The sequence below is a fragment of the Burkholderia sp. AU4i genome (assembly GCF_000466765.1).
Lineage (GTDB): Bacteria > Pseudomonadota > Gammaproteobacteria > Burkholderiales > Burkholderiaceae > Burkholderia > Burkholderia cepacia.
On sequence record NZ_ASSI01000094.1, the window covers coordinates 1 to 25,801 of the forward strand.

The 25,801-nt window shown below is 66.9% G+C and carries 25 protein-coding genes; 11 read left to right on the top strand and 14 right to left on the bottom strand.

What is annotated here, in order from left to right:
- From gspL to gspG, 6 genes are all read right to left on the bottom strand, one after another.
- Positions 1–451, bottom strand: a 451-nt coding sequence (gene gspL, locus L810_RS21480) for a type II secretion system protein GspL (protein ID WP_257008923.1), incomplete at its 3' end; no start/stop codon positions are given.
- Between the two features lie 26 nt (positions 452–477).
- Entirely contained in the window at positions 478–1,611 is a 1,134-nt protein-coding gene (gene gspK, locus L810_RS21485) for a type II secretion system minor pseudopilin GspK (RefSeq protein WP_021160401.1), read from the bottom strand.
- A 2-nt stretch (positions 1,612–1,613) separates the two neighbouring features.
- Positions 1,614–2,303 carry a PulJ/GspJ family protein gene (locus tag L810_RS21490; RefSeq protein WP_080982182.1) on the bottom strand — a complete coding sequence of 230 codons (690 nt, stop codon included), beginning with the start codon at positions 2,301–2,303 and terminating at the stop codon, positions 1,614–1,616.
- Entirely contained in the window at positions 2,281–2,715 is a 435-nt protein-coding gene (gene gspI / locus L810_RS21495; protein ID WP_042975635.1) for a type II secretion system minor pseudopilin GspI, read from the bottom strand. Before gspI ends, L810_RS21490 begins: the two co-directional genes overlap by 23 nt.
- A 2-nt stretch (positions 2,716–2,717) precedes the next feature.
- Entirely contained in the window at positions 2,718–3,287 is a 570-nt protein-coding gene (locus L810_RS21500) for a GspH/FimT family pseudopilin (protein WP_021160404.1), read from the bottom strand.
- Positions 3,288–3,326: 39 nt separating this feature from the next.
- Entirely contained in the window at positions 3,327–3,779 is a 453-nt protein-coding gene (gspG, locus tag L810_RS21505; protein WP_011350483.1) for a type II secretion system major pseudopilin GspG, read from the bottom strand.
- A gap of 175 nt (positions 3,780–3,954) precedes the next feature.
- Between gspG and L810_RS21510 the strand changes: the two genes are divergently transcribed.
- Positions 3,955–4,365 carry a type II secretion system protein N gene (locus tag L810_RS21510; protein WP_027788737.1) on the top strand — a complete coding sequence of 137 codons (411 nt, stop codon included), beginning with the start codon at positions 3,955–3,957 and terminating at the stop codon, positions 4,363–4,365.
- Positions 4,366–4,395: 30 nt separating this feature from the next.
- Here the strand turns inward: L810_RS21510 and gspF are convergent, their stop codons facing one another.
- From gspF to gspD, 3 genes are read right to left on the bottom strand one after another with little or no spacing between them, the layout of a single operon-like run.
- On the bottom strand, positions 4,396–5,613 hold the full coding sequence (gene gspF, locus L810_RS21515; protein WP_021160406.1) for a type II secretion system inner membrane protein GspF: 1,218 nt from the start codon (positions 5,611–5,613) through the stop codon (positions 4,396–4,398).
- A gap of 4 nt (positions 5,614–5,617) precedes the next feature.
- Positions 5,618–7,117: a type II secretion system ATPase GspE gene (gspE, locus tag L810_RS21520; protein ID WP_021160407.1), complete on the bottom strand. Its 1,500-nt coding sequence runs from the start codon at positions 7,115–7,117 to the stop codon at positions 5,618–5,620.
- Entirely contained in the window at positions 7,114–9,459 is a 2,346-nt protein-coding gene (gene gspD / locus L810_RS21525) for a type II secretion system secretin GspD (protein ID WP_042975622.1), read from the bottom strand. Before gspD ends, gspE begins: the two co-directional genes overlap by 4 nt.
- A gap of 367 nt (positions 9,460–9,826) precedes the next feature.
- On the opposite strand from gspD, the gene L810_RS21530 reads away from it, so the two are divergent.
- Positions 9,827–10,276, top strand: a complete 450-nt coding sequence (locus L810_RS21530) for a lytic transglycosylase domain-containing protein (RefSeq protein ID WP_021160409.1) — start codon at positions 9,827–9,829, stop codon at positions 10,274–10,276.
- 159 nt (positions 10,277–10,435) lie between these two features.
- Positions 10,436–11,749, top strand: a complete 1,314-nt coding sequence (locus L810_RS21535; RefSeq protein WP_042975625.1) for a GTP-binding protein — start codon at positions 10,436–10,438, stop codon at positions 11,747–11,749.
- 118 nt (positions 11,750–11,867) lie between these two features.
- Here L810_RS21535 and L810_RS21540 read toward each other — a convergent pair whose 3' ends face one another.
- The gene (locus tag L810_RS21540; protein ID WP_006401505.1) at positions 11,868–12,146 is read right to left on the bottom strand and encodes an HU family DNA-binding protein; all 279 of its coding nucleotides are present in this window, start codon (positions 12,144–12,146) and stop codon (positions 11,868–11,870) included.
- 388 nt (positions 12,147–12,534) lie between these two features.
- Between L810_RS21540 and mnmC the strand changes: the two genes are divergently transcribed.
- The 7 genes from mnmC (at position 12,535) to L810_RS21575 (ending at position 21,445) form a co-directional block, all read left to right on the top strand.
- Positions 12,535–14,505, top strand: coding sequence for a bifunctional tRNA (5-methylaminomethyl-2-thiouridine)(34)-methyltransferase MnmD/FAD-dependent 5-carboxymethylaminomethyl-2-thiouridine(34) oxidoreductase MnmC (gene mnmC, locus L810_RS21545; RefSeq protein WP_021160411.1), 1,971 nt, complete (start codon positions 12,535–12,537; stop codon positions 14,503–14,505).
- A 671-nt stretch (positions 14,506–15,176) separates the two neighbouring features.
- Positions 15,177–16,391, top strand: a complete 1,215-nt coding sequence (locus tag L810_RS21550) for a cation:proton antiporter (protein WP_021160412.1) — start codon at positions 15,177–15,179, stop codon at positions 16,389–16,391.
- 14 nt (positions 16,392–16,405) lie between these two features.
- A complete protein-coding gene (locus tag L810_RS21555) occupies positions 16,406–17,521 on the top strand; it encodes a YbdK family carboxylate-amine ligase (protein ID WP_021160413.1) in 1,116 nt (371 codons plus the stop codon).
- A gap of 508 nt (positions 17,522–18,029) precedes the next feature.
- Complete coding sequence (locus L810_RS21560) at positions 18,030–18,668, top strand: MarR family winged helix-turn-helix transcriptional regulator (protein WP_027788730.1); 639 nt, start codon at positions 18,030–18,032, stop codon at positions 18,666–18,668.
- Between the two features lie 28 nt (positions 18,669–18,696).
- Positions 18,697–19,407: a glutamine amidotransferase gene (locus L810_RS21565; RefSeq protein WP_042975637.1), complete on the top strand. Its 711-nt coding sequence runs from the start codon at positions 18,697–18,699 to the stop codon at positions 19,405–19,407.
- A 215-nt stretch (positions 19,408–19,622) separates the two neighbouring features.
- Positions 19,623–20,735, top strand: coding sequence for an NADH:flavin oxidoreductase/NADH oxidase (locus tag L810_RS21570; protein ID WP_021160416.1), 1,113 nt, complete (start codon positions 19,623–19,625; stop codon positions 20,733–20,735).
- 179 nt (positions 20,736–20,914) lie between these two features.
- Positions 20,915–21,445 carry an SET domain-containing protein gene (locus L810_RS21575; protein ID WP_042975626.1) on the top strand — a complete coding sequence of 177 codons (531 nt, stop codon included), beginning with the start codon at positions 20,915–20,917 and terminating at the stop codon, positions 21,443–21,445.
- A 134-nt stretch (positions 21,446–21,579) separates the two neighbouring features.
- On the opposite strand, the gene L810_RS21580 is transcribed toward L810_RS21575, so the two are convergent.
- Positions 21,580–23,064, bottom strand: coding sequence for a sensor histidine kinase (locus L810_RS21580; RefSeq protein WP_042975628.1), 1,485 nt, complete (start codon positions 23,062–23,064; stop codon positions 21,580–21,582).
- Positions 23,065–23,183: 119 nt separating this feature from the next.
- Positions 23,184–23,876 (bottom strand): response regulator, encoded by a 693-nt coding sequence (locus L810_RS21585; protein WP_006401494.1) that lies wholly within the window; start codon positions 23,874–23,876, stop codon positions 23,184–23,186.
- A 122-nt stretch (positions 23,877–23,998) separates the two neighbouring features.
- Between L810_RS21585 and L810_RS21590 the strand changes: the two genes are divergently transcribed.
- The gene (locus L810_RS21590) at positions 23,999–24,229 is read left to right on the top strand and encodes a DUF3717 domain-containing protein (protein ID WP_021160419.1); all 231 of its coding nucleotides are present in this window, start codon (positions 23,999–24,001) and stop codon (positions 24,227–24,229) included.
- 92 nt (positions 24,230–24,321) lie between these two features.
- Here L810_RS21590 and L810_RS21595 read toward each other — a convergent pair whose 3' ends face one another.
- Positions 24,322–24,699 (bottom strand): 4a-hydroxytetrahydrobiopterin dehydratase, encoded by a 378-nt coding sequence (locus L810_RS21595; RefSeq protein WP_021160420.1) that lies wholly within the window; start codon positions 24,697–24,699, stop codon positions 24,322–24,324.
- 81 nt (positions 24,700–24,780) lie between these two features.
- Entirely contained in the window at positions 24,781–25,674 is an 894-nt protein-coding gene (phhA, locus tag L810_RS21600; RefSeq protein WP_042975639.1) for a phenylalanine 4-monooxygenase, read from the bottom strand.
- Positions 25,675–25,801 lie beyond the last annotated feature (127 nt).

A 25,801-nucleotide genomic window follows, 5' to 3' on the forward strand; every position in this document is an offset into this window, starting at 1 on the left:
CGGGTGCGTGCGGCGCCGGCAGGCAGCGTGTCGCGGGCACCGCGCTCAGGTGCCGGTGGCCGGCCGCCGTGAACGCTTCGCAGATCGTGCGGAACCACGCGCGATCGACGACGGCCAGCACGCGGCGCCCGTCGGGCAGCGCGTCCGGATCGAGCGCGATGTGACACCCGAGCGGATCCTGGATCAGCTGATCCTCGACGATGTTGGGCAGCGCCTGGCGCAGCTTCGGGCCCTTGAGCGGCGGCACGGTCGCGGCCAGCAGCAGCACGTCGCGCGCGGCGACGATCAGCACCGTCGCATTCGCGCGCGGCAGCAGCGCCAGCGCGGCGCGGCCGGCGCGCTGCACGTGGCCGGCCTTGTCGACGAGCGTGAACGGCAGCTCGGGCCACTGCCATTCCTGCAACGGCACGGCAGGCTCGCGCGGCGGCAAAGAAACAATCAACGTGCTCACAAGAGCTCCTCTCCCGAATGGCGTCGTTATAGCTGGTCGCGAATGCGCACGACCCGTGTCGAGTGCGTGGTCGGATCACGATACACGAGCGAGGTGCGATCGACCTCCGCGCGTTCGTGCTGGATCCGGCCATGCACGATGAAATAGCTCGAATTGACGTCGACGAGGCTCGAATCGAGCGTCACGTTCGGCGGCGCACCGGCGCCGCGCAGCGCGAGCTGCACATCGGCGACGTTGCGGAAAAACACGGTCTCGCGGCGCGACACGAGCGCCTGCGCGGACGACACGCTCATCCCCGGAATCAGCGCCGCGATCACCTCGGCCGGCGCGGTGTTCATGTTCACGGGCGTCGTGGTCGGGAGTACGGTGACGAACGGGCGCAGCCGCGCGACCATCTCGGGCGTCACGCCGTCGACGTCGAGCAGGCTGTCGACACCCGTCATCATCAGCGGCGCGGGCCCGCGGTCGCCGCCCGTCATGCCGGGATCGTCGGTGAAGCCGCCGCCGCCCTGCTGATCGGTCGTCACCGGCGCGGTGACCGGCGGCGCCGTGCCGCCGCCCGGCAGCGTGGGCATCTGGAAACGCGTCGCCGAATGCAGCAGGCCCGCGCGCACCTGCAGCGCGACGCGTTTCGCGAACGCGCCGTCGTAGCCGAGTGTCGTCAGCAGGCGCTGGAACGCCTGGACCTGCGTGACGTTCAACTGCAGCACGCCGGGCGCCGGCGACGCCACGAGGTTGCGCAGGTTGAACTTCGCCTGGGCGTCCTCGATCGAGCCGGAGATATAGGTGTCTTCGCCGCCGGTGTCGTTGGGCGCGCCGATCCGCCCGAGGAAGTCCGACAGTTTCGTCTTCGCGATCGGCACGCCCCAGATGCCGCCGAGGTACGTGATGCCGGGCGCCGTATCGCCTTCGGAGCGCAGGATCATCCGCGTCCAGTCGAGCGCGCCGCGCGCGACCCACTGCGCCTGCGCGATCTCGCGCTGGTTCTCGATGCGGCGGATCTGCACCTGCTGGCGCCACAGCATCCCCGAGACGAGGATCGCCGACAGCGCGACGACGAGCAGCGCGGTGATGATCGCCGCGCCGCGCTGGCGGCCGCGTGCCCGTGCGTGGCTGGCAGCACGGGCGGCAGGCAATGAACGGGGAGGGCGCGCGCGCATCGTCATTCCCCGACGAGGAAGATGCGCGTGACCGGCACGCGCAGCGACGTCGCACCGATGCTGACCTGCAGCCCCGTCACCGCGCGCGTCGGCGGCGCGTTGCCGAGCTGCGGCACCTTGAGCGCGTCGTTGTTCTGCGCGAGCGCGTCGTCGGCCGTCTGCAGGTTGGTGGTCCAGCCCACGCGCGGCACGTACAGCTTCGCGTCGATCGCGCCGACGCCGCCCATCAGCGCGACCCAGCTCCAGCCTTCGACGCTGCTGTCCTTCAGCATGCCGCGCAGCCGGTTCGCGTCGTCGATCGGCGGCGACGCGTAGCGCACGACCCGTCCGCCGGCGATCCGGTAGCGGACCACCTGCAGCCGCGGCGCGACGCCCGGCACCTCGAGTTCGCGGACGATCTGCAGCGTGTTGCCGGCGACGCCGATCGCCGGCTGGCCGGCTTCGTCATCGGTCGCGGCGAGCCGCGCGTCGATGCGCATCTGGTCGAACATCTGCGCGAACACGCGTTCGTCTTCCATCGCAGCCGCGACCTTGTCGCGACCGCGCATGATCTGGTCGAGCCCGCGCCACGCGAGGATCGCGACCACCGCGAGGATCGCGATCGCGATCATCAGCTCGATCAGCGTGAAGCCGCGGGCGGGGCGGGCGAACGGGCGTCGCATCGGCGCGTCAGAGCGGACGGCTGGTTTCATTCGCGACCACCGTCACCATCTGCGCGAGCACGCCGGCATGCCCGGGCGAGCTCACCGAAATCCGGACGCGCCGGAACACCGGGTTGGGCGTGGTGCTCACGCGCTGCGTGCAGACGAGCTGCACGTTGCCTTGCGAGCAGTCGAAACTCTGCTCGCCGATCTCCGGCCACGCATGCGTGAGCCGCATCTGCGCGAGCGCGTTGTCGGCGCTCCAGCCGGCGAGCAGCCGGCGATGAAGATCGGAGGCGTTGGTCGCCATCGTCCCGACCGCGCGGATCGACGCGGCGAGCGCGACCGCGATGATCGCGAGCGCGACCAGCACCTCGATCATCGTGAAACCGCGCCGCGCATGAAGTCCCGTCGGGGCATGGCGGTGCGATGAAGCAACGGGGAAGGGCAGGCGACGACGCATCGTCATTGCACCTCGTAGCGGCCGTTGCCGGTGCCGACGATCGTCGCGCTGCCGGCGGCCGAATGCAGCGTCACGCGCACCGGCGTGTCGATGCTCTCGGTGCCGAACACGACGCGGCTCGCGCGCGTGTCGGACCCCGGATAGTCGATGTCGGCGCCCGTGACGCCGCCGTCCCAGTCACGCGGGCGCAGCAGGTCGTCGCGCAGCGTGCGCCAGCCGTCGGGCGAGCTCACGTCGAAACGGAAGCCGTGTTCGGTCGGCTGCCATGCGATCGGCCGGGCACGCACCTGCGCCTCGTCGCCGGCGGTCTCGAACAGCAGCGCGATGCGCTGCGCTTCCTCGCGCAGGTCGGTACGCGGATTGCGCGTGAGCGACAGCGACGCGAGCGATACGAGCAGGCCCGCGATCACGAGCACGACCAGCATTTCGAGCAGCGTGAAGCCGCGCGTGCGCCGCCGCCGCGCACCGTGCTTCGTCGGCCCGCCGTCGGCATGCGCCGGCACGGACGAAGCCGCGCCGCGACGCGCACGGCGGTCGCGACCGCAGCGGGAGGTCGTGCGAATGGCGAGCATGAAGAACGGGAACGAAGCGTCGGGCCGGTCAGTGAGCGCTTATTGCCACGAACCGATGTCGGTATCGTTGCCTTCGCCGCCTTCCTTGCCGTCGGCGCCGTAGCTGAACACGTCGATCTCGCCGTGCACGCCCGGGTTCAGGTACTTGTAGCCGTTGCCCCACGGATCGTTCGGCAGGCGCTCGAGATAACCGCCGTCCTTCCAGTTGTTCGGGATCGGATCGGTGGACGGCTTCTGGATCAGTGCGTTCAGGCCCTGATCCTGGGTCGGGTAGCGGCCGTTGTCGAGACGGTACAGCTTGAGCGCCTGCATGATCGTGCCGATGTCCTGTTTCGCGGCGATGCGGCGCGCCTCGTCCGGGCGGCTCATGATCTTCGGCACGATCAGCGCCGCCAGGATCCCGAGGATCGCGACCACCACCATGATCTCGATCAGCGTGAAACCGCGCTGACGACGCACGGCCGCGTTGCGGCGAGTGATCCACGTTTGCATGACTGACTACCTCTTTCCAAAAAATGTCGTTGGTTGGGTGACGCGCCCGGTGCACCGGACGATTGCCTGACAGCAACCTTCCGGACCCGCGGTCGCGGAGCACGCATTGTAAGGCGCGCATTGCCGAGGGCTTTCACCCAACGCAAATTTCACATAGATCCGTACAATAGCGCGCATGAACGCGCTCTCGATCCGGATCCTCTCCCTAGCCCTCTTCGCGGGTTTGTGCGCGACGGCCACCTACTGGGTCGTCACGCTGTCAGCCCGTGAAGCGCCGCTGCCCGCCGCCGCCGCGCGGCTGCCGATCCGTACCGAGGACGCCGCGGCGCTCTTCGGCGGTCAGCTCGACAAGAATCCCGTGCAGGACATCCACCTGTTCGGCATCCTCTCGCTCGATCGCGGTGCCGCCGCGATCGTCGGCGTCGGCGGCGAACCGCCGCGCGCCGTGTCGCTCGGCGCGGAGGTCACGCCCGGCGCGAAGCTCGCCGAAGTCCGCCCCCGCTCGATCGTCGTCGACCGCAACGGCGCCCGCGCCGAAATCCAGCTGCCGGCGAACACGCCGTCCCCCGCGATCTACATGCGCTGAACGGTAGCGGCCTGATCGACCGTCGGGCCGTTACTGCACCATGTTGTTCAGCTCGATGATCGGCAGCATCACGGCCAGCACGATCACGAGCACGATCCCGCCCATCGCCAGGATCAGGAGCGGCTCGAGCAGGCTCGTCAGGAACATCGTGCGGCGCTCGAGCTCGCGCGCTTCGCCTTCGGCCGCGCGATCCAGCATCGTCGTCACGTCGCCCGTCGCTTCGCCGGAACGGATCAGGTGCACGAGCACCGGCGGAAACGTCTTCACGTTGTTCAGCGCGCGCGACAGCGCGGAGCCTTCGCGCACGCGCACGATCGCATCGTCGATGTTCGCGCGCATCGCGCGGTTCGACAGCGTCTCGCCGGCCGCCTGCAACGCGCGCAGGATCGGCACGCCCGCCGCGGTGAGAATGCCGAGCGTGCTCGCGAACCGCACCGTGTTGTAGCCGCGCACGAGCTTGCCCGCGAGCGGCGCGGTCAGCACCCAGCGGTCGAAGCGCAGCCGCGGGCCGTCACGCGACAGCGTCGCCTTCACGAACCACACGACGAGCACGACCGCGATCAGGATCGCCCACCACCAGTGCCGCACGAAATCCGACAGCGCCATCATCACGATCGTCAGCACGGGCAGCTGCTGCTTCGTGCTCGCGAACACGTTGACGACCTGGGGCACGACATAGCTCAGCAGGAACGTGACGATGCCGAATGCGATCAGCGTGACGATTCCCGGGTACGTGAACGCGAGCAGGATCTTCTGCTTCAGCGCGTTGCTCTGCTCGATGTAGTCGGCGAGGCGCGACAGCACGATGCCGAGCTTGCCGGTGTGCTCGCCGGCCGCGACGAGCGCGCGATAGATTTCGGGGAAGTCGCGCGGATGCTGGCCCAGCGCGTTCGCGAGCGAATGGCCGCCCAGCACTTCCGCGCGGATCGCGGCCATCAGTTCGCGGATGTAGTCGCGCTCGGCCTGCTCGGTCAGCACGCCGAGCGCCTCGTCGAGCGGCAGGCCCGCGATCAGCAGGCTGGCGAGCTGGCGCGTGAGGATCGCCTGTTCGCGCTGCGACAGCTTGCGGCCGAACGCGAGCCGCTGCGACCGCGCCCCGCGCGTCGCGCTGGCGGCCGGCTCGACGACGAGCGGCGTCAGCCCCTGCGTACGCAGCTGGCCGCGCGCGGCACGCGCGCTGTCGGCGTCGATGACGCCCTTCTGCGCGCGTCCCGCCGAATCGATTGCTTCGAAACGGAATGCCGGCATCGCGCTATGCGCCTCCCGTCACGCGCAACACTTCCTCGAGCGACGTCGCGCCGGACGCGAGCCAGCGCTCGGCGTCGTCGCGCAGCGTGCGCATCCCTTCCGCACGACCGGCGGCGAGAATCTCCGCGTCGGCCGCGTTGCGGTGGATCAGCGAGCGGATCGACTCGTCGACCAGCAGCAGTTCGTACACCCCGCGCCGGCCCGCATAACCCGAATGCCCGCACTTGTCGCAGCCGACCGGATGCCACACGGTGCGGCCTTCTTCCTGGCGTTCTTCCTTGCAGACGGGGCAGAGCTGGCGCACGAGCCGCTGCGCGAGCACGCCGAGCAGCGACGACGCGAGCAGGTAGGGTTCGACGCCCATGTCGGTCAGACGCGTGACGGCCGATGCCGCATCGTTCGTGTGCAGCGTCGCGAGCACGAGGTGGCCCGTCAGCGACGCCTGCACCGCGATCTGCGCGGTTTCGAGGTCGCGGATCTCGCCGATCATGATCACGTCCGGATCCTGGCGCAGGATCGAACGCAGCGCCCGGGCGAAGGTCATCCCGATCCGCTCGTTCACCTGCGTCTGGCCGATGCCGCCGAGGTCGTATTCGATCGGGTCCTCGACGGTCATGATGTTGGTCGTCGCGGTTTCGAGCCGCGACATCGACGCATACAGCGTGGTCGTCTTGCCCGAACCGGTCGGGCCGGTGACGAGCACGATGCCGTGCGGGCGCGCGATCAGCTTGTCGAACTGGACGAGCGTGTCGCGGCCCATCCCGAGCGCTTCGAGGTTCAGCCGCTGCGCATCCTTTTCCAGCAGACGCAGCACCGCACGCTCGCCGTGGCCCGTCGGTAGCGTCGACACGCGCACGTCCACCGGCCGCCCGCCGACACGCAGCGTGATGCGGCCGTCCTGCGGCAGGCGCTTCTCCGCGATGTCGAGCTGCGCCATGATCTTGATCCGCGAGATCAGCGCACCGTGCAGCGCCTTCTTCGGCCGCACGACGTCACGCAGCGTGCCGTCGACGCGAAAGCGCACGACCGACGCATTCTCGAACGGCTCGATGTGGATGTCCGACGCCTGTTCGCGCGCCGCTTGCGTGAGCAGCGCGTTGATCATCCGGATGATCGGCGCATCGTCTTCCGATTCGAGCAGATCCTCGACTTCGGGGATGTCCTGCATCAGCCGCGACAGGTCGACTTCGCCTTCGACCTCGCCGACCACCTGCGCGGCGCTGCCGTCCTGGCGTGCGTACGCGTGGTTGATCGCCTGCGCGAGCTCGTCGGCCGGCACGCGATGCACGGAGATCGAGCCGAAGTTGCGCGCGATCTCAGCGAGTGCGGCATCGCTCGTGCGTTCGCTGATCCACACCTCGAGCGTATCGTCGAGCTGGTGCGCGATCAGCACCTGGCCGCTCTTCGCGAAGCCGTACGGCAGCAGCCGCGCGGCGAGCGGCGACGGCGGCTGGCGGTCGCCCGGCGCGCCGTCGTGGGCGGAAGAGGCGTGCACGTCGCTCACTGCGACGCTCCCGGCGTGGCCGTCAGCGGCTGTTGCGGCACCGCCTGCTGCGGCACGCTCTGCGGCTGGGCGGGCGTCGCCTCCGGCAACGGCTGGGCCGGCACCGGCGCGACCTGGCGCTGCAGCTGCTGGCGACGCATCTTGTCGAGATCGAACAGGTTGCCCGCGGCCGTGCCACCCTGGCTCGGGCCGATCGGCATCGGCGGGACGACCGGATCGTCCTTGTCGCGCATCACGTTGTTGTCCGACTTGTATGCGCCCGTCACGCCCTGGATGTAGTCGTAGCGATTGGCCGTCACTTCCTGCGCGGTACTGCGATCGGAGATGATCACCGGGCGCAGGAATACCATCAGGTTGGTTTTCGAGCGAAGCTTCGTTTCGGAGCGGAACAACTGGCCGATCCACGGGATGTCGCCGAGCAGCGGCACCTTGCTGTTCGACACCTGGTAGTTGTCCTGCATCAGGCCGCCGAGCACGATGATCTCGCCGTTGTCCGCGAGGATCGTCGACTGGATCGAGCGCTTCGTGAAGGTCGGGCCGGTCTGCGCGCTGGTCGTGCCGGCGACCACCGCCGAATCCTCGGTATAGAGCTGCAGCTTGAGGATCCCGCCGTCGGTGATCTGCGGCTTCACGTGCAGCGTCAGGCCGACGTCGCGACGGTCGTAGGTGTTGAACGCGTTGTTCGTGTTGCCGCTCGTCAGGTTCGAATACGAACCCGTCGCGATCGGCACGTTCTGGCCGACGACGATCTTCGCTTCCTCGTTGTCGAGCGTGATCAGGTTCGGTGTCGACAGCACGTTCGCGTCGCTCACGCCCGCGAAATACTGCAGCAATGCGCCGAGCCCCTGCACGCCGAACATGTTGTGCAGCCAGCCGATGTTGAGCCCCTGGCTCAGCGCCCCGAGATTGTTGACCAGCCCGCCGCCGGTGATGCCGCCGGCGGCGTTGGCCACGCCGCCCGCCGTCAGGTTGACGATGCTGTTGCCCAGACCGCCAGTCGGGTTCAGGTTCGTGCCGCCGAGAAACTGGCCGCTCGCGACCTGCCACTGGATACCGAGGTTGCCGGACGTATTCGAGTTCAGCTCGACGATCAGCGCTTCGATATAGACCTGCGCGCGCCGCGCGTCGAGCTGGTCGATCACCGAGCGCAGATTCCGGTACACCGGATCCGACGCGGTGATGATCAGCGAGTTGGTCGCCGCGTCGGCCTGGATCATGCCGCCCGGCTGGTTGTCGTCGCCTTTGTCCTTGTCGCCGCCGAGCAGGCCGGCGCTGCCGAGACCGCCGCCGCTGCCCGACGAACCGCCGTACCCCGACGAGGACGACGAACCGCCGAGGCCGCCCGACGGCAGCGGCGGCGTGCCCGACGTGCCGGTCGAGAAGTTGCCGCTCGACGACGAGCCGCCGTTCTGGTTGAAGCTGTTCGCATCGTTGGACGATGCCGACGAGCCGCTGTCGCTGCCGCTCCCCTTGCCGAGCATGCCGCGCAGCGTCTTCGCCAGCTTCACCGCATCGGCATTGCGCAGCGGCACGACATGCATGTTGCCGGGCACCCCGCTCGGCGCGTCGAGCTGCTGTACGAGCCGCTTCGCGGCCGCGAGGCGCGACGCGCTCGACGCGCGCAGCAGCAGCGAGTTGGTGCGCGGGTCGGCCGTGACCGACACCTTCAGCGTCGCGTCGCTGTTGCCGATCGCGCCCGGGTCGAGCATTTTCTGCAGCTGCGCGGCGAGGTCGATCGCGTTCGCGTTGCGCAGCGGAACGACCTGCACCTGCGCGCCCGCGGCGCTGTCGACGCCCGCGATGATCTGCGCGATGCGCCGCACGTTGTCCGCGTAGTCGGTGACGACGATCGTGTTGTTCGCCGGGTAGGCCGTCACCGTGTTGTTCGGCGAGATCAGCGGCCGCAGCACGGGCAGCAGGTTGTTCGCCGATTCGTTGTGCAGCTCGAACACCTGCGTGATCACCTGGTCGCCGCGCGCCTGCGGCGCGTTGCCGACGTAGGTCGGCACGCCCTGCAGCTTCGCGTCGGCCTCGGGCACGACCTTCAGCACGCCGTGATCCTGCACGAGCGCGAAGCCCTGCATCCGCAGCGCAGACTGCAGCGTCTTCAGCGCCTGGTCTTCCGGCACCGGCCGTTCGGCCACGAGGTTGAGCTGCCCCTTCACGCGGGGGTCGACGATGATGGTCTTGCCGGTTGCGGCGCCGATCGCCTTGGCGACCTGGTCGATATCCGCATTCACGAAGTTGAGCGTGACCTGAGCGTAGGCGGCCTGCGAAACGATGAGGCCGGCGACGATCAGGGTCGTGGCGACACGCCGCATAACGAAGCGATTTCTTGTCATGGATGAATGGGTCGATGCCGGCTCAGGCCACTTCCGGCGGTAGTGCTGGGATCCAAGTCCTAAAGAGGCGACATTAGCAGTTTTTCATGTCCGAAATATCACATTGACCCGAGGACTGTCTCACATACGACATGTATTCTGCGAGCCGTATGCAATATGTAATGTTCGGCGCTATGCTCTGCATCCCGGCCATCGCCCCCGTTTCACGATGAACCGACACGGAAATGCGGTATAACCGGGCTGCCGTATTCCTGTATGTCGCAAGCTGACGGACTGTCGGTATGATACGGGCGGCGCGTTTCTCATCGCACGAATAACAGGCACGGGTTTTCCCGACCTTCGCGCAATTTATTATCGATTCCGCACCATGAACAGACGGTTCGCCTCGATTGCGTTGATCGCCGCCGGCGCGTGTTTCGCCAGCGCGAACGCTCGCGCGGACTGTTTCGACGAGGCGGCAAGATATCAGCAGGTCAATCCGCTGATCCTGCGCGCGATCGCGTGGCAGGAGTCGCGCAACCGGCCCGGCGCGCTGAACAAGAACACGAACGGCTCGGTCGACTACGGCCTGATGCAGATCAATTCGATCCACCTGCCGACGCTGTCGCGCTACGGGATCGGCCGCGACACGCTGATGGAGCCGTGCAAGAACGTCTACATCGCCGCGTGGCATCTCAAGCAGAAGATGAACCGCTACGGCAACACGTGGCAGGCGGTCGGTGCCTATCATTCGGAAACACCGTCGCTGCGCGACAAGTACGCGCGGCAGATCGCCGCCATCCTGACGCAGTGGAAGCTGTTGCCGCCCGTGCAATGACGCTGCGGCCCGGCGCGGCCTGACGCCGTACCGGCCGGCCGGCGCGCGTTTGATGCACAATGCGGATCTCACGCCGCAATTTCGCCCGTCCGCGGGACGATCGCGCCCCGGAAGGGCGCCGCGGCCGCTTTTTCAATTTTTCCGTTGGTGCGTATCGCTATGAATCCGGCTATGAACCAGCCGTTGCCCGTCACCGTGCTGTCCGGTTTCCTCGGCGCCGGCAAGACCACGCTGCTCAACCATGTCCTCGCGAACCGCGCGGGCCTGAAAGTCGCCGTGATCGTCAACGATCTCGCAGCGGTCAACATCGACGCATCGCTCGTGCGCGACGCGCAGGCGCTGTCGCACGTCGAGGAACGCCTCGTCGAGATGTCGAACGGCTGCATCTGCTGCACGCTGCGCGACGACCTCCTCGTCGAGATCCGCAACCTCGCATCCGAAGGCCGCTTCGATGCGATCATGATCGAATCGACCGGTATCGCGGAGCCGATGCCGATCGCCGAAACCTTTACGTTCGTCGACGACGACGGCACGTCGCTGTCCGCGATCGCGCGGCTCGACACGCTCGTCACCGTGGTCGACGCGTACAACTTCCTCCGCGACTACGGCTCGGACGACGCGCTCGCAACCCGCGGCATCGCCGCCTCGGAAGAGGACGACCGCACGCTCGTCGAGCTGCTGATCGAGCAGATCGAATTCTGCGACGTGCTGGTGATCAACAAGGCCGACCTCGTCGGCGCCGACGAACTCGCACGCCTGCAGCACATCCTCGCGCGCCTCAACCCGCGCGCGCACCAGGTCGTGTCGACGTTCGGCAACGTGCCGCTCGACGAAGTGCTGAACACGGGCCGTTTCGATTTCGACGAGGCCGCGAACGCGCCGGGCTGGCTCGCGTCGCTCGATCACGATCACACGCATTGCGACGACCCGGACTGCCATGACGAACATCATGCGCACGTGCACGGCGAAGCCGACGAATTCGGCATCGGCAATTTTGTTTACCGCGCGCGCCGGCCGTTTCATCCGGCACGGCTCTGGGCGCTGCTGCACCAGGAGTGGCCGGGCGTGCTGCGCAGCAAGGGCTTCTTCTGGCTCGCGACGCGCAACGACATCGCAGGCTCGCTGTCGCAGGCGGGCGGCGTATGCCGGCATGGCCCGGCGGGTCTGTGGTGGGCTGCGCAGGATCGCGCGGAATGGCCGGACGACGACGAACTGCTCGCGGAAATCCGCGCCGAATGGCACGGCGATCTCGACGATCGCGCGGTGGGCGATCGCCGGCAGGAACTCGTGCTGATCGGCATTGCGCTCGACGCGGATGCATGGCGCGAGAAACTCGATGCGTGCCTGCTGACCGATGCGGAATTCGCGCTCGGCGCGGCGGGATGGCACGCGTTCGACGATCCGTTCCCGGCGTGGGACATCGATTCGCACGACGACGACGATCATGGCGACACGCAGATCGTGCACGTGTAACGCGTTGTAAAAACAACCGTTAAATCTTGCAAGAGGGGCGCGGACTGTGGCGAAAATGCCGCGCGCGCCCAACAAAAAACCCGCCGAAAGGCGGGTTTTTCTTGGAACAGGCGCTGGATTAACGCTTGTTGACGGCGTCCTTGAACGCCTTGCCAGCCGTGAACTTGACCGTCTTGGCTGCCGGGATCTTGATGGTTTCGCCCGTCTTCGGGTTGCGGCCCGTACGTGCTGCGCGCTTGCCCGAACCGAAGCTGCCGAAGCCGATCAGCTGAACCGCATCACCCTTCGACACGGCCTTCTTGATAACTTCGAGCAGCGTGTCCAGCGTTTCGCCGGTTTGAGCCTTGCTGGCGCCCGTTTGGGCGGCGACGGCGTCGATCAGTTCCTGTTTGTTCATTAAGGTTCCTTTATCAGGTTAGGTTGACACGAACAGCGCGAACGCGCCGATTATACGTGCGCGAACCGTGCCGTCGAGAGTCAGACTCCGACGACACAGCGCCGAATCCTGGCCCGCGCGACGCGCCCTCCGGTATGCCGGCGGCCACCCCGCGGTACGGCGTTGCTATGATAGCGCAGCGCAAACCCAATAACGACAAGGGTTTCAAAGATTTTCATCGGTATTTCGCCGAATGAATCACGGACTGCCCATTTTTTGACCAGCGCCAACCGGACAGGATACGCAGCGCGGTCCGCCCGTGCGCCGCCCCGTTGGCTTTTTCCAACGGCCGGACGGACGGCCCCGCGCAATCCCTTGCCAGGCTTGGCTGCCACGTTTTTTGTTTCGCATGACCGACCGACTTGTTCCCGCCACGCTCGCCATCCGCGACGACGGCACGCTCGTGTCGCCCGAGTTCGGCGACATCTATCACAACGTCGCGGGCGCGCTCGCGCAGGCGAACTACGTGTCCGTCGCGGGCAACCGGCTGCCGGCGCGCTGGCAAGGCCGCCGCACGTTCACGATCGTCGAGACGGGGTTCGGCACGGGCGCCAACTTCCTCGCGACCTGGGCCGCATGGCGCGAGGATCCCGCACGCTGCGAGCGGCTGCATTTCGTGTCGGTCGAGAAGCACCCGTTCTCGCGCGACGACTTGCGCAAGGCGCTTTCCCATATCGTTGCGAACACAACCATATCGGCCGAAGCCGCGATGCTTGCCAATGCGTGGCCGACGCTCGTGCCGGGTTTGCACCGGCTCGAATTCGACGACGGGCGGGTCGTGCTCACGCTTGCATTCGGCGACGCGCGCGAGATGCTGCCGAAACTCGTCGCACGTGCCGATGCGTTTTATCTGGACGGTTTTGCGCCGGCGAAAAACCCGGACATGTGGTCGGCCGACGTGTTCCGCGCGCTCGGACGCCTCGCTGCCGAAGGCGCGACCTTCTCGACGTATTCGAGTTCGGGCGTCGTGAAACAGGCGCTCACCGACGCGGGTTTCACGTATCGCAAGGTCGACGGGTTTGCCGGCAAGTTCGTGATGCTCGTCGGCGAATACGCGCCGCGCTGGCGCGCGCGCCGGCACGAGCCGCCGCTCGCATTGCCCGTTGCGGCACGCCGCGCGATCGTGATCGGTGCGGGCCTGGCGGGCTGCGCGGTCGTCGAACGTCTCGCCGCGCGCGGCTGGGAGGTCACGCTGATCGAACGGCACGACCGGATCGCGAGCGAGGCGTCGGGCAATCCGGCCGGCGTGTTCCATCCGCTGATGACGCGCGACGACAACGTCGCGAGCCGGCTCACGCGCGGCGGCTTCCTGCACGCGATCGCACGCTGGCGCGCACTCGAACGCGCGGGCCATGCATTCGCGCGCAGCACGCACGGGATGATTCATCTCGCCGAATCGGCCGACGACTTCGCGCGGATGCGTGATGCTTTCGATGCGTTCAGCGCACCGTCCGACTACGTATCGCTGCTCGACGCCGATGCCGCGCGCGCCCATCTGAACCTGCCGGTCGCGCACGGCGGCCTGCTGTTTCCGCACGGCGGCGCCGTCTGGCCGGCCGGCCTTTGCGCGGCCCAGTGCGAGGCGGCCGGCGAGCGCGTGCGCTTGCTCGCGTCCACCGCCGTGGCCCGACTCGAACGGCGGGGCGATACATGGCATGCGCTCGACGATGCGGGCGGCACACTGGCCGAAGCGCCCGTCGTCGTGCTCGCGAATGCCGGCGATGCCGCGCGCCTCGCCGGGCTGCAGCATGTCGCGCTGCAACCGGTGCGTGGCCAGCTCACGCTGCTGCCCCCCGGCAGCACGGCACCACTGCCGTGCCCGGCGATCGGCGACGGTTACGCGGTACCGCTCGACGACGGCACGCTGCTGATCGGCGCGACGTTCGAGCCCGACGACGTCGATCCCGCGATGCGCGCGGCCGGTCACGCGGAAAACCTCGAGCGCGTGCGCCATCTGCTGCCGGGCCTGATTGGCGACGTGCCGGACCCCGGCACGCTGCGCGGCCGCGTTGCGTTTCGCTGGGTCGTCGGCGATCGTCTGCCGCTCATCGGCCCGCTCGCGGACGAAGCGGGAGCCGTCGCCAAGGCACGCGCGCTGAGCGGTGCGCAGGCGCGCGACCTGCCGCGCATGCCCGGACTCTACGGCGCATTCGGTTTCGGTTCGCGCGGCCTCGTATGGGCCGCACTCGGCGCCGAACTGATCGCATCGCAACTCGAAGGTGAGCCGTGGCCGCTCGAACGCGAACTCGCCGATGCCGTCGATCCCGCACGCTTCCTGATCCGCGCATTGCGCGCACGCCGCGTCAGCCAGGCCGGCTGACCGGCCACCCCGGCCGATCACAGTTTCCCGATTTTTTCGCGCAAGGTTATCCACTCGACGCTGTGGATAACCGCGCGGAATCCGCGCGCACTTCGTGTGCAATCACAGTGGACGTAAACTGGGCAACTCGGCACAGCTGTGAAGCGGCCCGAAAGTTGCTCAATCGAAACTTCTGTGCACGAACAGCCTGTGCAACGGGTTATGGGCTCTCCAACGCCTTGATCCGTCGACGTAAACCGAAGTTATCCACAGAACTGTGCGCGCCTTGTTAACTTCTACTACGTATATATACAAGTAAACCTTTGAAACCAAAGACCTGAGGTGCCGCACAGCGCCGCGAGTCGAGTCAATGGGTTCCAGACCGAAAAAGCTGTGGCACAATCGGTTTCCTTCGCGTTCATCCGGCCAGGCGCCGGACATGCTTCAATGGAACGGTCGGCACGATTTCGAATCTGAATCTTCGAGACTGCGCAGTCCGTTCACACACCAGGCCGACAATCCAGATCGGCAACCTGAGCGACTTTCCGCCCTGTGGCGGAACAGGCGGATCCCATGTCCCGCCGTCGTCGACACAACAATCACATTCGGGGCGATACCCAGCCGGCGCGCATCCATTTCTGACGCTTGATCCTGTGTCGCTGGCGGTCGCTTCCAAAGGAGAAGTCACCACGATGAAGTCGGCGTTCTCATTCCTGCCCAACTGGCCGCTTACGCCGGATGCCGTGTTCTGGGCCGGGCTCGCGCTGTTCGCGGCCGGCCTGTGCGGCGAGCTGTGCTATCGCGCATGGCGGCTGCCGCGCATCACCGGTTATGCGGTGATCGGTCTTATCGCCGGATCGTTCGGATTCGGCGTGATCGATGCAAGCACCGACGAAACCTCTCGGCTGCTGATCGACGTCGCGCTCGGCCTGTTGCTGTTCGAGCTCGGCAGCCGTCTCGACCTGCGCTGGATCCGGCGCAATCCGTGGCTCGTTGCGTCGAGCCTCGCCGAAGCCACGCTGACGTTCGTGCTGGTGCTGTTCGTGATGCTGGCGCTCGGCGTGTCGGGGATGGTCGCGCTCGTGCTGTCGGCGATCGCGATCGCGACATCGCCATCGATGGTGATCCAGCTGAAGACCGAACTGCGCGCGGAAGGGCAGGTGTCGCAACGCCTCATCACGCTCACCGCGCTCAACAGCGTCTATGCGATCGTGCTGACCAAGCTCGTGACGAGCTGGCTCCACCAGGAAGCGTACGGCAACGTTTTCGCGACGATCCTGCAGCCGCTCTACCTGCTCGCCGGTTCGTTCATCGTCGCGTATCTCGTCGCGCGTTCGTGCAATTTCCTGTTCCGCCACATGACGTCGACGATGCGCGACGAGCATTCGTTCGTCGCGCTGTTCGGGCTCGTGATGCTCGCGATCGCGGTGGCCCAGGCACTGAAGCTGTCGACGCTGCTCACGCTGCTGCTTGCCGGCATCATCGTGAAGAACCTCGAGGCGCGCCCGCAGCTGTGGCCCGAGCATTTCGGCACGGCCGGCTGGCTGCTGACGGTGGTCCTGTTCGTGCTCACGCTCACGTCGTTCACGTGGGGCGACATCGCGCTCGGCGGGTTGCTCGCGATCGTGCTGATCGTCACGCGGCTCGTCGCGAAGCTGGCCGGTGTCGTCGCGTTCGCGAAACCGAGCGGCATCGGGATGAAGCAGGGCATCGCGCTCGGCATCGCGCTCACCCCGATGTCCGCGCTGTCGTACCTGCTCGTCGACGACACCTACCAGCTCTATCCGAATTTCGACCCGCACCTGCGCGCGATCGTGATGTGCACGATCGTGATCCTGCAGCTCGTCAGCCCGTTCATCGTCTACCGCTGCCTGTCGGCGGTCGGTGAGCGCAGCGACAGCAACTGATTCCGGAACCTGCCATGGCACTCGAAACCTTCGTCAATTCCGAGCCTTTCACGTTCGGCGTCGAACTGGAGATCCAGGTCGTCAACACGCACAACTACGACCTGACCAAAGCGGCATCCGACCTGATGCGCCTGATCCAGGGCGAGACCTTTCCGGGCAACATCACGCCGGAAATCACCGAGAGCATGATCGAGCTGTCGACCGGCATCTGCCATTCGCACGAGCAGGCGGTGAGCGAGCTGCACGCGATCCGCGACGTGCTCGTGAAGGCGGCCGACCAGCTCAACGTCGGGCTGGCCGGCGGCGGCACGCATGCGTTCCAGCAATGGAGCGACCGGCAGATCTACGATGCGCCGCGCTTCCAGTACATTTCCGAACTATACGGTTACCTGGCCAAACAGTTCACCGTGTTCGGCCAGCACGTGCACATCGGTTGCCCCGATCCCGACAGTGCGCTGTTCCTGCTGCACTCGATGTCGCGCTTCATTCCGCACTTCATCGCGCTGTCCGCGTCGTCGCCGTTCGTGCAGAACGTCGACACCGGCTTCCATTCGGCACGCCTGAATTCGGTGTTCGCGTTCCCGCTGTCGGGCCGCGCGCCGTTCGTGCTGACCTGGGACAGCTTCGAGGAGTACTTCACGAAGATGGTGAACACGGGTGTCGTCAACTCGATGAAGGACTTCTACTGGGACATCCGCCCGAAACCCGGCTACGGGACGATCGAGGTGCGCGTGATGGACACGCCGCTGTCGGTCGACCGCGCGGCGGCGATCGCCTGCTACATCCAGACGCTCGCGCGCTACCTGCTGACCGACCGGCCGCTGAAGCTGTCGGAGGACGACTACCTCGTCTACACGTTCAACCGTTTCGAGGCGTGCCGCTTCGGGCTCGAGGGCACCTGCGTGAATCCTCAGACGGGTGAGCGCCGTACCATCGCCGAAGACATCCTCGACACGCTCGACCGGATCGCGCCGCATGCGGCCGCGCTCGGTTCGCGCGCGGCCCTCGACGAGATCGGCGCACTGGCCCAGGCGCGCGTGAACGACGCGTCGTGGTTGAGAACCGTTTTCAAACAGGAAAAATCGCTCAACGAGACGGTCCGCCAGCAGTGCTTACGTTGGCGCGAGTGAAAAAATGTTTTGCAGATTACGGGGTCGACCGAGTCGCGATTCACTGAATGGCTGGCGGCCTCGATTGACGCCGAAATCGTTGCCGGTTGTCCTGAAAATCTGTGGATAACCCGATATTCCGCTGCAAAGTCAACGATCTGTACACGGGATAACCCGGTGGATCATAGCGGTCGACCCGATGGCCGATCCGAACAGGAAAATGTCCCGACACCCCGCCGCGCGGGCGTTCGGCATTGCAGGCACAACGAAAAATTTTGGTTATCCAGTGATTTTCCACAGAATGAAGGGGATAACTTAGCTGTGCGATTTTCCGCTCTCGCTTAGAATGTCGGCTTTGCGGACACCGGAACGATGCGTGTCTTACCGGTCGCCGCGAACGCGACCGCCGCGTGTGCCCTCGCGACGGCCGTGCTGACGCACTCGCAAGAGCGTGTCTGTTTTGAGATAGACATTCGATCTCCACACTACGGCCGCTCGGCAAACCGGGCGGCGGCAAAGCGAAAAGACTATGAGCGAAGGCGTTTACGGGAATCAGGCTTCGGGACGTGTGACCCACAGCCTGCTGCGGTTGAGTACGGCCATGCGAAGCCAGGCATGGGATTGGGCGGAAGGCGCTGGCCTCACGCCGACGCAGGGCGAGATTCTCGTGCTGCTGCTGCAACGCAAGGGCCCGATGCGGCTCGGCGAGATCGCGCGCGAGACGCAGCTGACCGCGGCGACCACGAGCGATGCGGTCAGCACGCTCGAGACGAAGGGTCTCGTCGAGAAGCGCCGCGCGCTGGACGACGGCCGTGCACTGGCCGTGCGCCTGTCGGCCCGTGGCCGCACGGCCGCGAAGAAGGCGCTGCAATGGCCTGAATTCCTGACGAAAGCCGTCGGCAAGCTTGGCGCGGACGAGCAGGGCGCACTGTATCGCGCGCTGCTGAAGACGCTGCGCGAACTGCAGGTGGCCGGTGCGACGCCGCCGCAGCGCATGTGCCTGACGTGCGCCCACTTCCAGCCGGGCAAGCTGTCGAAGAAGACCGTGCATCACTGCGCGGCGCTCGACATCTCGATGTCCGACAGCGATCTGCGTCTCGACTGCTCGGTGCAGGAAGAAGCCGACGCGGCAACGCAGAAGAAGACCTGGAAGATTTTCGCCGGCTGACGTCCGTCGATCGACCGGGAGGCCGATGATGAACGCTGAAGTCGTGGCGATCCGCCACGTGCACTTCGAGGATCTCGGGAGCTTCGAGCAGGTGCTCGGCGAACGGGGGCGGCGGGTGCGCTACGTCGACGTCGGGTCATCGCGCTTCGAGGTGCTCGACGTACTCGAACCGTCGCTCCTCGTCGTGCTCGGCGGGCCGCTCAGCGTGTACGACGACGCGCAGTATCCGACGATCGCGCCGCTCGCGGCGCTCGTGCGCACGCGCATCGACGCCGGGCTGCCGATCCTCGGCATCTGCCTGGGCGCGCAGTTCATCGCCCGGGCGCTCGGCGCGCGCGTCTACCCGGCCGCTCAGCACGAACTCGGCTGGGCGCCGCTGACGCTCACCGATGCCGGCCGTGCATCGCCGCTGCGCCATCTCGATGGCGCGGCGACGTCGATGCTGCACTGGCATGGCGACACGTTCGACCTGCCGGGCGGTGCGATTCATCTCGCGTCGACACCGGCCTGCCGCCACCAGGCATTCGCGTGGGGCCAGCACGTGCTGGCGCTGCAATGCCATCCGGAAATCCGTACCGATCGCTTCGAACCGTGGCTGATCGCCAACGCCGGCGAAATCGCGGCCACGCCCGGCATCGACGCGCGCCAGTTGCGCGCCGATACCGCGCAGCACGGCCCCGCGCTCGAGGCGGCCGCGCGACGGATGTTCGCGGAGTGGCTCGACGGCGTCGGGCTCTGACGCGGCAAGCGGCGCCGCCGTTTGCCGCGAAGCGGTTGCCCGGCCCGCGTCCGTTGCAGGCCGGCGCATCGCTGCATGCGCGCGGTTGGCCGCGTCGCCGGCAACCCGCCGCGGGCCGTACCTGACCATCCGCTTACTGCCGCGTGCACCGTCAGCACGCTTGCGGCCTGCGTGCTACGCTCGTTCGCTCTTTCCTTTCCTGGCGAGCGGCCTCCATGACTGCGCTGTTTTCCCCGTTCACGCTGCGCGGCGTGACTCTTCCGAACCGGATCGTGATCTCCCCGATGTGCCAGTATTCGGCCGAGCGCGGTGAAGCGACCGACTGGCACATGATTCACCTCGGCCATCTCGCGCTGTCGGGCGCGGGGTTGCTCTGCATCGAGGCGACTGCGGTGGAACCGGACGGGCGCATCACGCATGGCGACCTTGGCCTCTGGGACGACGTGACCGAAGCCGCGCTGAAGCCCGTGCTGGCCGCGATCCGCAAGCATTCGCCGATCCGCGTCGCGATGCAGTTGTCGCACGCGGGGCGCAAGGCGTCGAGCAACGTGCCGTGGCAGGGCGGTCAGCTCGTGCCGGTCGCCGACGGCGGCTGGTTGCCGCACGCGCCGTCGGCGGTGCCGCACAAGGACGGCGAGACGCCGCCCCTCGCCCTCGATGCCGCCGGCCTGAACCGGATCCGCGAAGCGTTCGCGGCCTCGGCGAAGCGTGCCGCACGGCTCGGCATCGACGCGATCGAGGTGCATGCGGCACATGGCTACCTGCTGCACCAGTTCCTGTCGCCGCTCGCGAACCAGCGCACCGACGAATACGGCGGCTCGCTCGAAAACCGGATGCGCTTTCCGCTCGAGATCTTCGAGATCGTGCGCGCGGCGTTTCCGGAGGACCGGCCGGTCGGCGTGCGCGTGTCGGCCACCGACTGGGTCGAAGGCGGCTGGGAGCTCGACGATACGATCGCGTTCGCGCACGAACTGAAGCGCCGCGGCTGCGACTGGATCGACGTGTCGTCCGGCGGCGTGTCGCCGCTGCAGAAAATTCCGCTGTCGCCCGGTTACCAGGTGCCGTTCGCGCAGGCGGTGAAGCGTGCGGTCGGTATGCCGACGGTTGCCGTCGGGCTGATCAACGAGCCCGCGCATGCGAACCGGCTGATCGAGGCCGGCGATGCCGATTTCGTCGCGATGGCGCGTGCGATGCTGTACGACCCGCGCTGGCCGTGGCACGCGGCGGCCGAGCTCGGTGCGCAGGTGACGGCGCCGCCGCAGTACTGGCGTTCGCAGCCGCGCGAGCACAAGGCGTTGTTCGGCGACGTCGCTTTCGGCCAGCGTTGAGCATCGCACGCGCAATATTGCGTGTGATGTTGAACGAAGCAATCGTGAACGTGTAGGATGCGGGTGATTCGCCGCATGCCCCGACGCGGCACCGACCGGTGCCGCGTTTTCGTTTTGCGCGGCGCGAGGCCGCGATCGCGGCCGCCCCCATTCAAGTCGTTTTCACAAGGATTCGGTCGATGAGTTCACGCAGGATCGCGGTGCGCCGCTCGGGAGTACACGGCAAGGGCGTGTTCGCCGTGGCGCCGATCAAGGCCGGCGAGCGCGTAGTGGAATACAAGGGCGAACGAATTTCGTGGAAGGAAGCGCTGCGTCGCCATCCGCACGACCCGAGCGAACCGAACCATACGTTCTACTTCGCACTGGACGAGGGCGGGGTGATCGACGGCAAGATCGACGGCAACAGCGCGCGCTGGATCAACCACTCGTGCGCACCGAACTGCGAAGCCGAGGAAGTCAAAGGCCGCGTGTACATTCACGCACTGCGCGACATCGGGCCGGAAGAGGAACTGTTCTACGACTACGGCCTCGTGATCGACGCGAAGCTGACGAAGTCGCTCAAGCGTGAATACGCGTGCCATTGCGGCGCAACGTCGTGCCGCGGCACGCTGCTCGCGACGCCCGACGACGGCGGCAAGAAGAAAAAGAAGAAGGACAAGAAGGACGGCAAGTCCGAGTCCCGTTCGAAGGACAAGAAAAACAGGAAGTGACGCAGGCGGCGGCGCATCGTGCGCTGCCGTTGCCGTTTCAGCGCCCGGCTGCCGCATCATGCGGCTTGCTGCCGGGTTTTCCGCCTTCGTCATCCGGCGCGCGGCCCGGCCAGGGGCTGCCCGCCGCGAATCGCTCAGTGCGTCGACTCGGCGGCCGGGGTTTCGCTGGCCGGCTTGTCCGTGCGTGCAGCCAGCGGCACCCTCACCACGAAGCGCGAGCCGCCTTCCGACGCATCCTCGTACGATACGGTGCCGCCGTGCATCGCGATGATGTCGTGCACGATCGCGAGGCCGAGCCCGGCGCCCGTCTCGACGCCGTTGCCGTTTTGCGCGTCGCCGCGGAAGAATCTCTTGAACAGGTCGGCCTGCTGGTTGGCGGGCACGCCGGGGCCGTTGTCCTCGACGACGATCTCGGCGGCCGGTTGGCCGCCCTCGAGCACGCCTCGCGCGACGTTCACCGTGATCCGCGCACCGTCCGGCCGCGCGAGCGGCACGTACTTCAGCGCATTGTCGAGCAGGTTCGCGATCACCTCGCGCAACAGCACGGGGTTGCCGCGCACGACCAGCTTCTCGTCGTCACCCGGATCGTCGGTGCGCTGGAAGCCGAGGTCGACGTGCGACGCGAGTGCGCGCGGCACCCATTCGGCGCCCGTCTCGAATGCCATCGCCGCGAGGTCGACGTCGACGAACCGTGCGGCCTGTTCGCCCGGTTCCGCGCGAGCGAGCGACAGCAACTGGTTCGACAGTCGTACCGCGCGGTCGGCGGCCGCGCGCAGCTCGCGCACCGCGGCGAAGGTCTGGTGCGGGTCGCGTGCAACGGCCGCTTGCTCCGCGTGCAGCTTCACGGCCGTGAGCGGCGTGCGCAACTGGTGCGCGGCGTCGGCGATGAACTTGCGCTGCGCGTCGAGCGCGGTTTTCAGGCGGCCGAGCAGGGCGTTCATCGCGCTCGTCAGCGGCCGGATTTCCAGCGGCACCTCGGTTTCGTCGACCGGTTCCAGCGACGTGTGGGTCTGCCGGTTCAGCGAATCGGCCAGATGCGTGAGCGGGCCGAGCTGCTGGTTGACGACGCGCCACACGATGCCCCAGCCCGCGAGCAGCAGCAGCAGCAGCGGCATCATGATCGCGACGAGGAATTCGGCCGCGATCCGGTAGCGGTGCCGCACCGGCTGCGCGACCTCGACGACCATCGGCTTGCCGCCCTCGACGTTGTCGACGCGCACCTGCGCGACCCGTACCGCGCGGTTGTCGTATTCGGCCTCGAACACGTACGCGTGATGCATGCGGCGCACGTTGATGCCCCGCAGCGGCAGCTTCGGATCGCCGGCGAGTTCCTGTTCGCCGTCGCTGATCCGGTAGATCAGCGCTTCGGCGGGATCGGAGAACATCGCCTGCGCGAGTGGCGGCACCGTGAACGGCGCGTCGGGGCCGGCGATCTGGATCTGTTTGGAAATGGCGGTCGCGAGATCGGCGAGCGAGCGGTCGATCACGTGCTGCGTGTATTGCCACGCGAGCCAGTAGGCGATCAGGCCGCTCATCAGTGCGAGCATCGACAACGGGGCGGCGAGGCGCCGAAGCAGCGAGCGGCGCAGGCTGGTGGTCACAGCCGGATCAGGTGACATTTCGACGGGCAAATGGATAAGCGCCGCTCACGGGGAGCGGCGCGGTCGTACGCCGGGCGGCGATGCGGGCAGGGTGGGCACGCCGGCGGGCCAGGCCGGCCGGTGCGCCGCACCGCCGTTCAGACGCTCGCCGTCTGGCGGATTTCCTGCAGCAGGTAGCCGAAGCCGCGCACCGTGACGATTTCGACGCGGCACTGCTCGAGTTTCTTGCGCACGCGGTGAACGTAGACTTCGATCGCGGTGTCGCCGAGATCGCCGCCGAAGTGCGTGAGGTGATCCTGCAGCTGGGCCTTGCTGACGACGCGGCCGTGACGCAGCAGCAGCATTTCGAGCACCGCGAATTCACGCGGCGACAGTTCGAGCGGCTTGTCGTCGTTGAAGATGCGGCGATCGACGCCCGACAGGCGGACGCCGCCGAGCGACACTTCCGGGCGCGGCATGTCGCTGTGCGGGCCGCTGCGGCGCATCACCGCGCGGATGCGCGCTTCGAGCTCGGCCGGCTCGAACGGCTTGAGCATGTAGTCGTCGGCGCCGGAGTTCAGGCCCTGGATCCGGTCGTTCAGCTCGTCGCGTGCGGTCAGCACGATGACGGGCGTGTGGCGGTTGGTCTGGCGGAAGCGCGTGAGCAGCGTCATCCCGTCGATGCCCGGCAGGCCGAGGTCGAGGATCACGAGTTCGTGGCGATTCTGTGCCAGCGCCTGTTCGGCAAAGATGCCGTCATGCACCATGTCGACGGTGAAGCCAGCCTGCTCGAGGCTGCTCTGGATACCGCGTGCGATGGGGCGGTCGTCTTCGATCAGAAGGAGTCGCATGAAGTTCGCTCAAGTACAATGGGTTGGCGGTTCAGGCACGCGGACAGCACGACGCCGTTTCCACAGGGGTGCCGCGACACCTGACATCAAGCATGGCGGCCAGCGAACGATTAAATCCAATCATGTCCGATATTTCGATCAACGACCTAGAAGCCGCGATCAATTTCTGGCGCGCCCGCTCGCCGTCGAGCGGCGACGAACTCAAACTCTGCGAAGAGGCCAGCGCGCTTTCCAAGCCGTATGCGCTGCTGATTGTACAGCGCCAAGGCGCGCTGCAACTGGAAGGTTTGGACCCCAAGGCACGGAATGCGTACGAGACTTACGTGCGCCTTAAGGATGGCTTGGAAAGCTGAAGGCTTTCGCTGACTACATCCTAGAAAACGTTCATCGAAATGAAAAGTTGACGCGCCGCGCATCGAAGGACGCGCGGCGGTAGAGGAAAGTGTCAGGCGGCCGGTTTCGCGTGCGCGCCGGCAAGGTCGATGAAAAGCGCCAGTTCGACGTCGCGTTCGGTCAGGCCGTCGGCGTCGTGGGTCGACAACGTGATGTCGACGCGGTTGTACACGTTGAACCATTCCGGATGGTGGTTCATTTCCTGCGCCTTGATCGCGACGCGCGTCATGAAGCCGAAGGCTTCGTTGAAATCGGCGAAGCGCAGGCTGCGCTGGATCGCGTCGCGGCCCGGTACGGCCGACCAGAGCGGCAGGCCTTCGAGCCGGGTCTTGCGTTCTTCTGATGTGAGCTTGTGGATCATCTTGCACCTCTCGTTCGGTAACGGCGCCCGCGCGCGGCTGCGCCGCGCGACGAAGCCGGCACCGGTCATTGTTTCATAGTTGTGGGACGGCCATCCGGCGACGGGCATCCGGGGACGGCCATCCGGCGACCATCGGCGCGCGTTCGCGGGTCACGCGTCGGCGTCGTCGGGCCAGCCTTCGCCGGAGCCGCGATGCAGCACGCGATCGGTATCGAGCACCGCGCCGGCCGCGAACTCGGGCAGCGCCGCCAGCCGGTCGGCCAGCGCGCGGCCGTCGACGTCGGCGAGCGCGAACAGCTGCGCGAAATCGTCGATCACGAAGTAGGTTTTCTGGAACGTGTCGATCCGGTACTTCGTGCGCATCACGCGCTCGAGGTCGAAGCCGAGCCGGTTCGGCGCCGCGCTTTCGAGGCTGTGCAGGCTTTCGCCCTTGCTCGACACGATCCCGGCGCCGTAGATCGACAGGCCGTTCGTGCCGCGCGGATCGCGGATCAACCCGAATTCCACCGTATACCAGTAGAGTCGCGCGAGCCGCGCCAGCGCCGCTTCGTCGTCGGCGACCGCGAGCGCGGTGCGGCCGTACGCCTGCATGTAGTCGGCGAACACCGGGTCGATCAGCAGCGGCACGTGGCCGAAGAGATCGTGGAAGCAGTCGGGTTCCTGCAGGTAGTCGAGCTGGTCGGGGCGGCGCATCCACCAGGTGACCGGGAAGCGCCGGTTCGCGAGATGCTCGAAGAACACGCGGTCGGGCACGAGGCCCGGCACGGCGACGATCTCCCAGCCCGTTGCCGGCTTCAGCTGGCGGTTCACGTCGGCGAACGACGGGACGCGATCGGCCGGCAGGTCGATCTTCCCGAGCCCCGCGACGAACGCGTCGCACGCGCGCCCGCGCAGCAGCGCCGACTGGCGTGCATAGAGCTGCTTCCACACCGCGTGGTCGACCTGGCCGTATCGCGCGAGCGGCTGGTCGATGGTGAAATCGGCGCGGGTTTCGAGGCCCGCATCGAACTGCTCCTGCAGTTTCGCGGTGACGACGGTGGACATGATCTGGCTCTGCACGTGGCGGTTGTGAACCATGCAAGTGTAGAGCGGGCTGCGCGCGGAATGGGCGCAATATTGGCGTTGATTCGCACGATGATGCGATAATCGCGCATCAAATAACGAATCAATG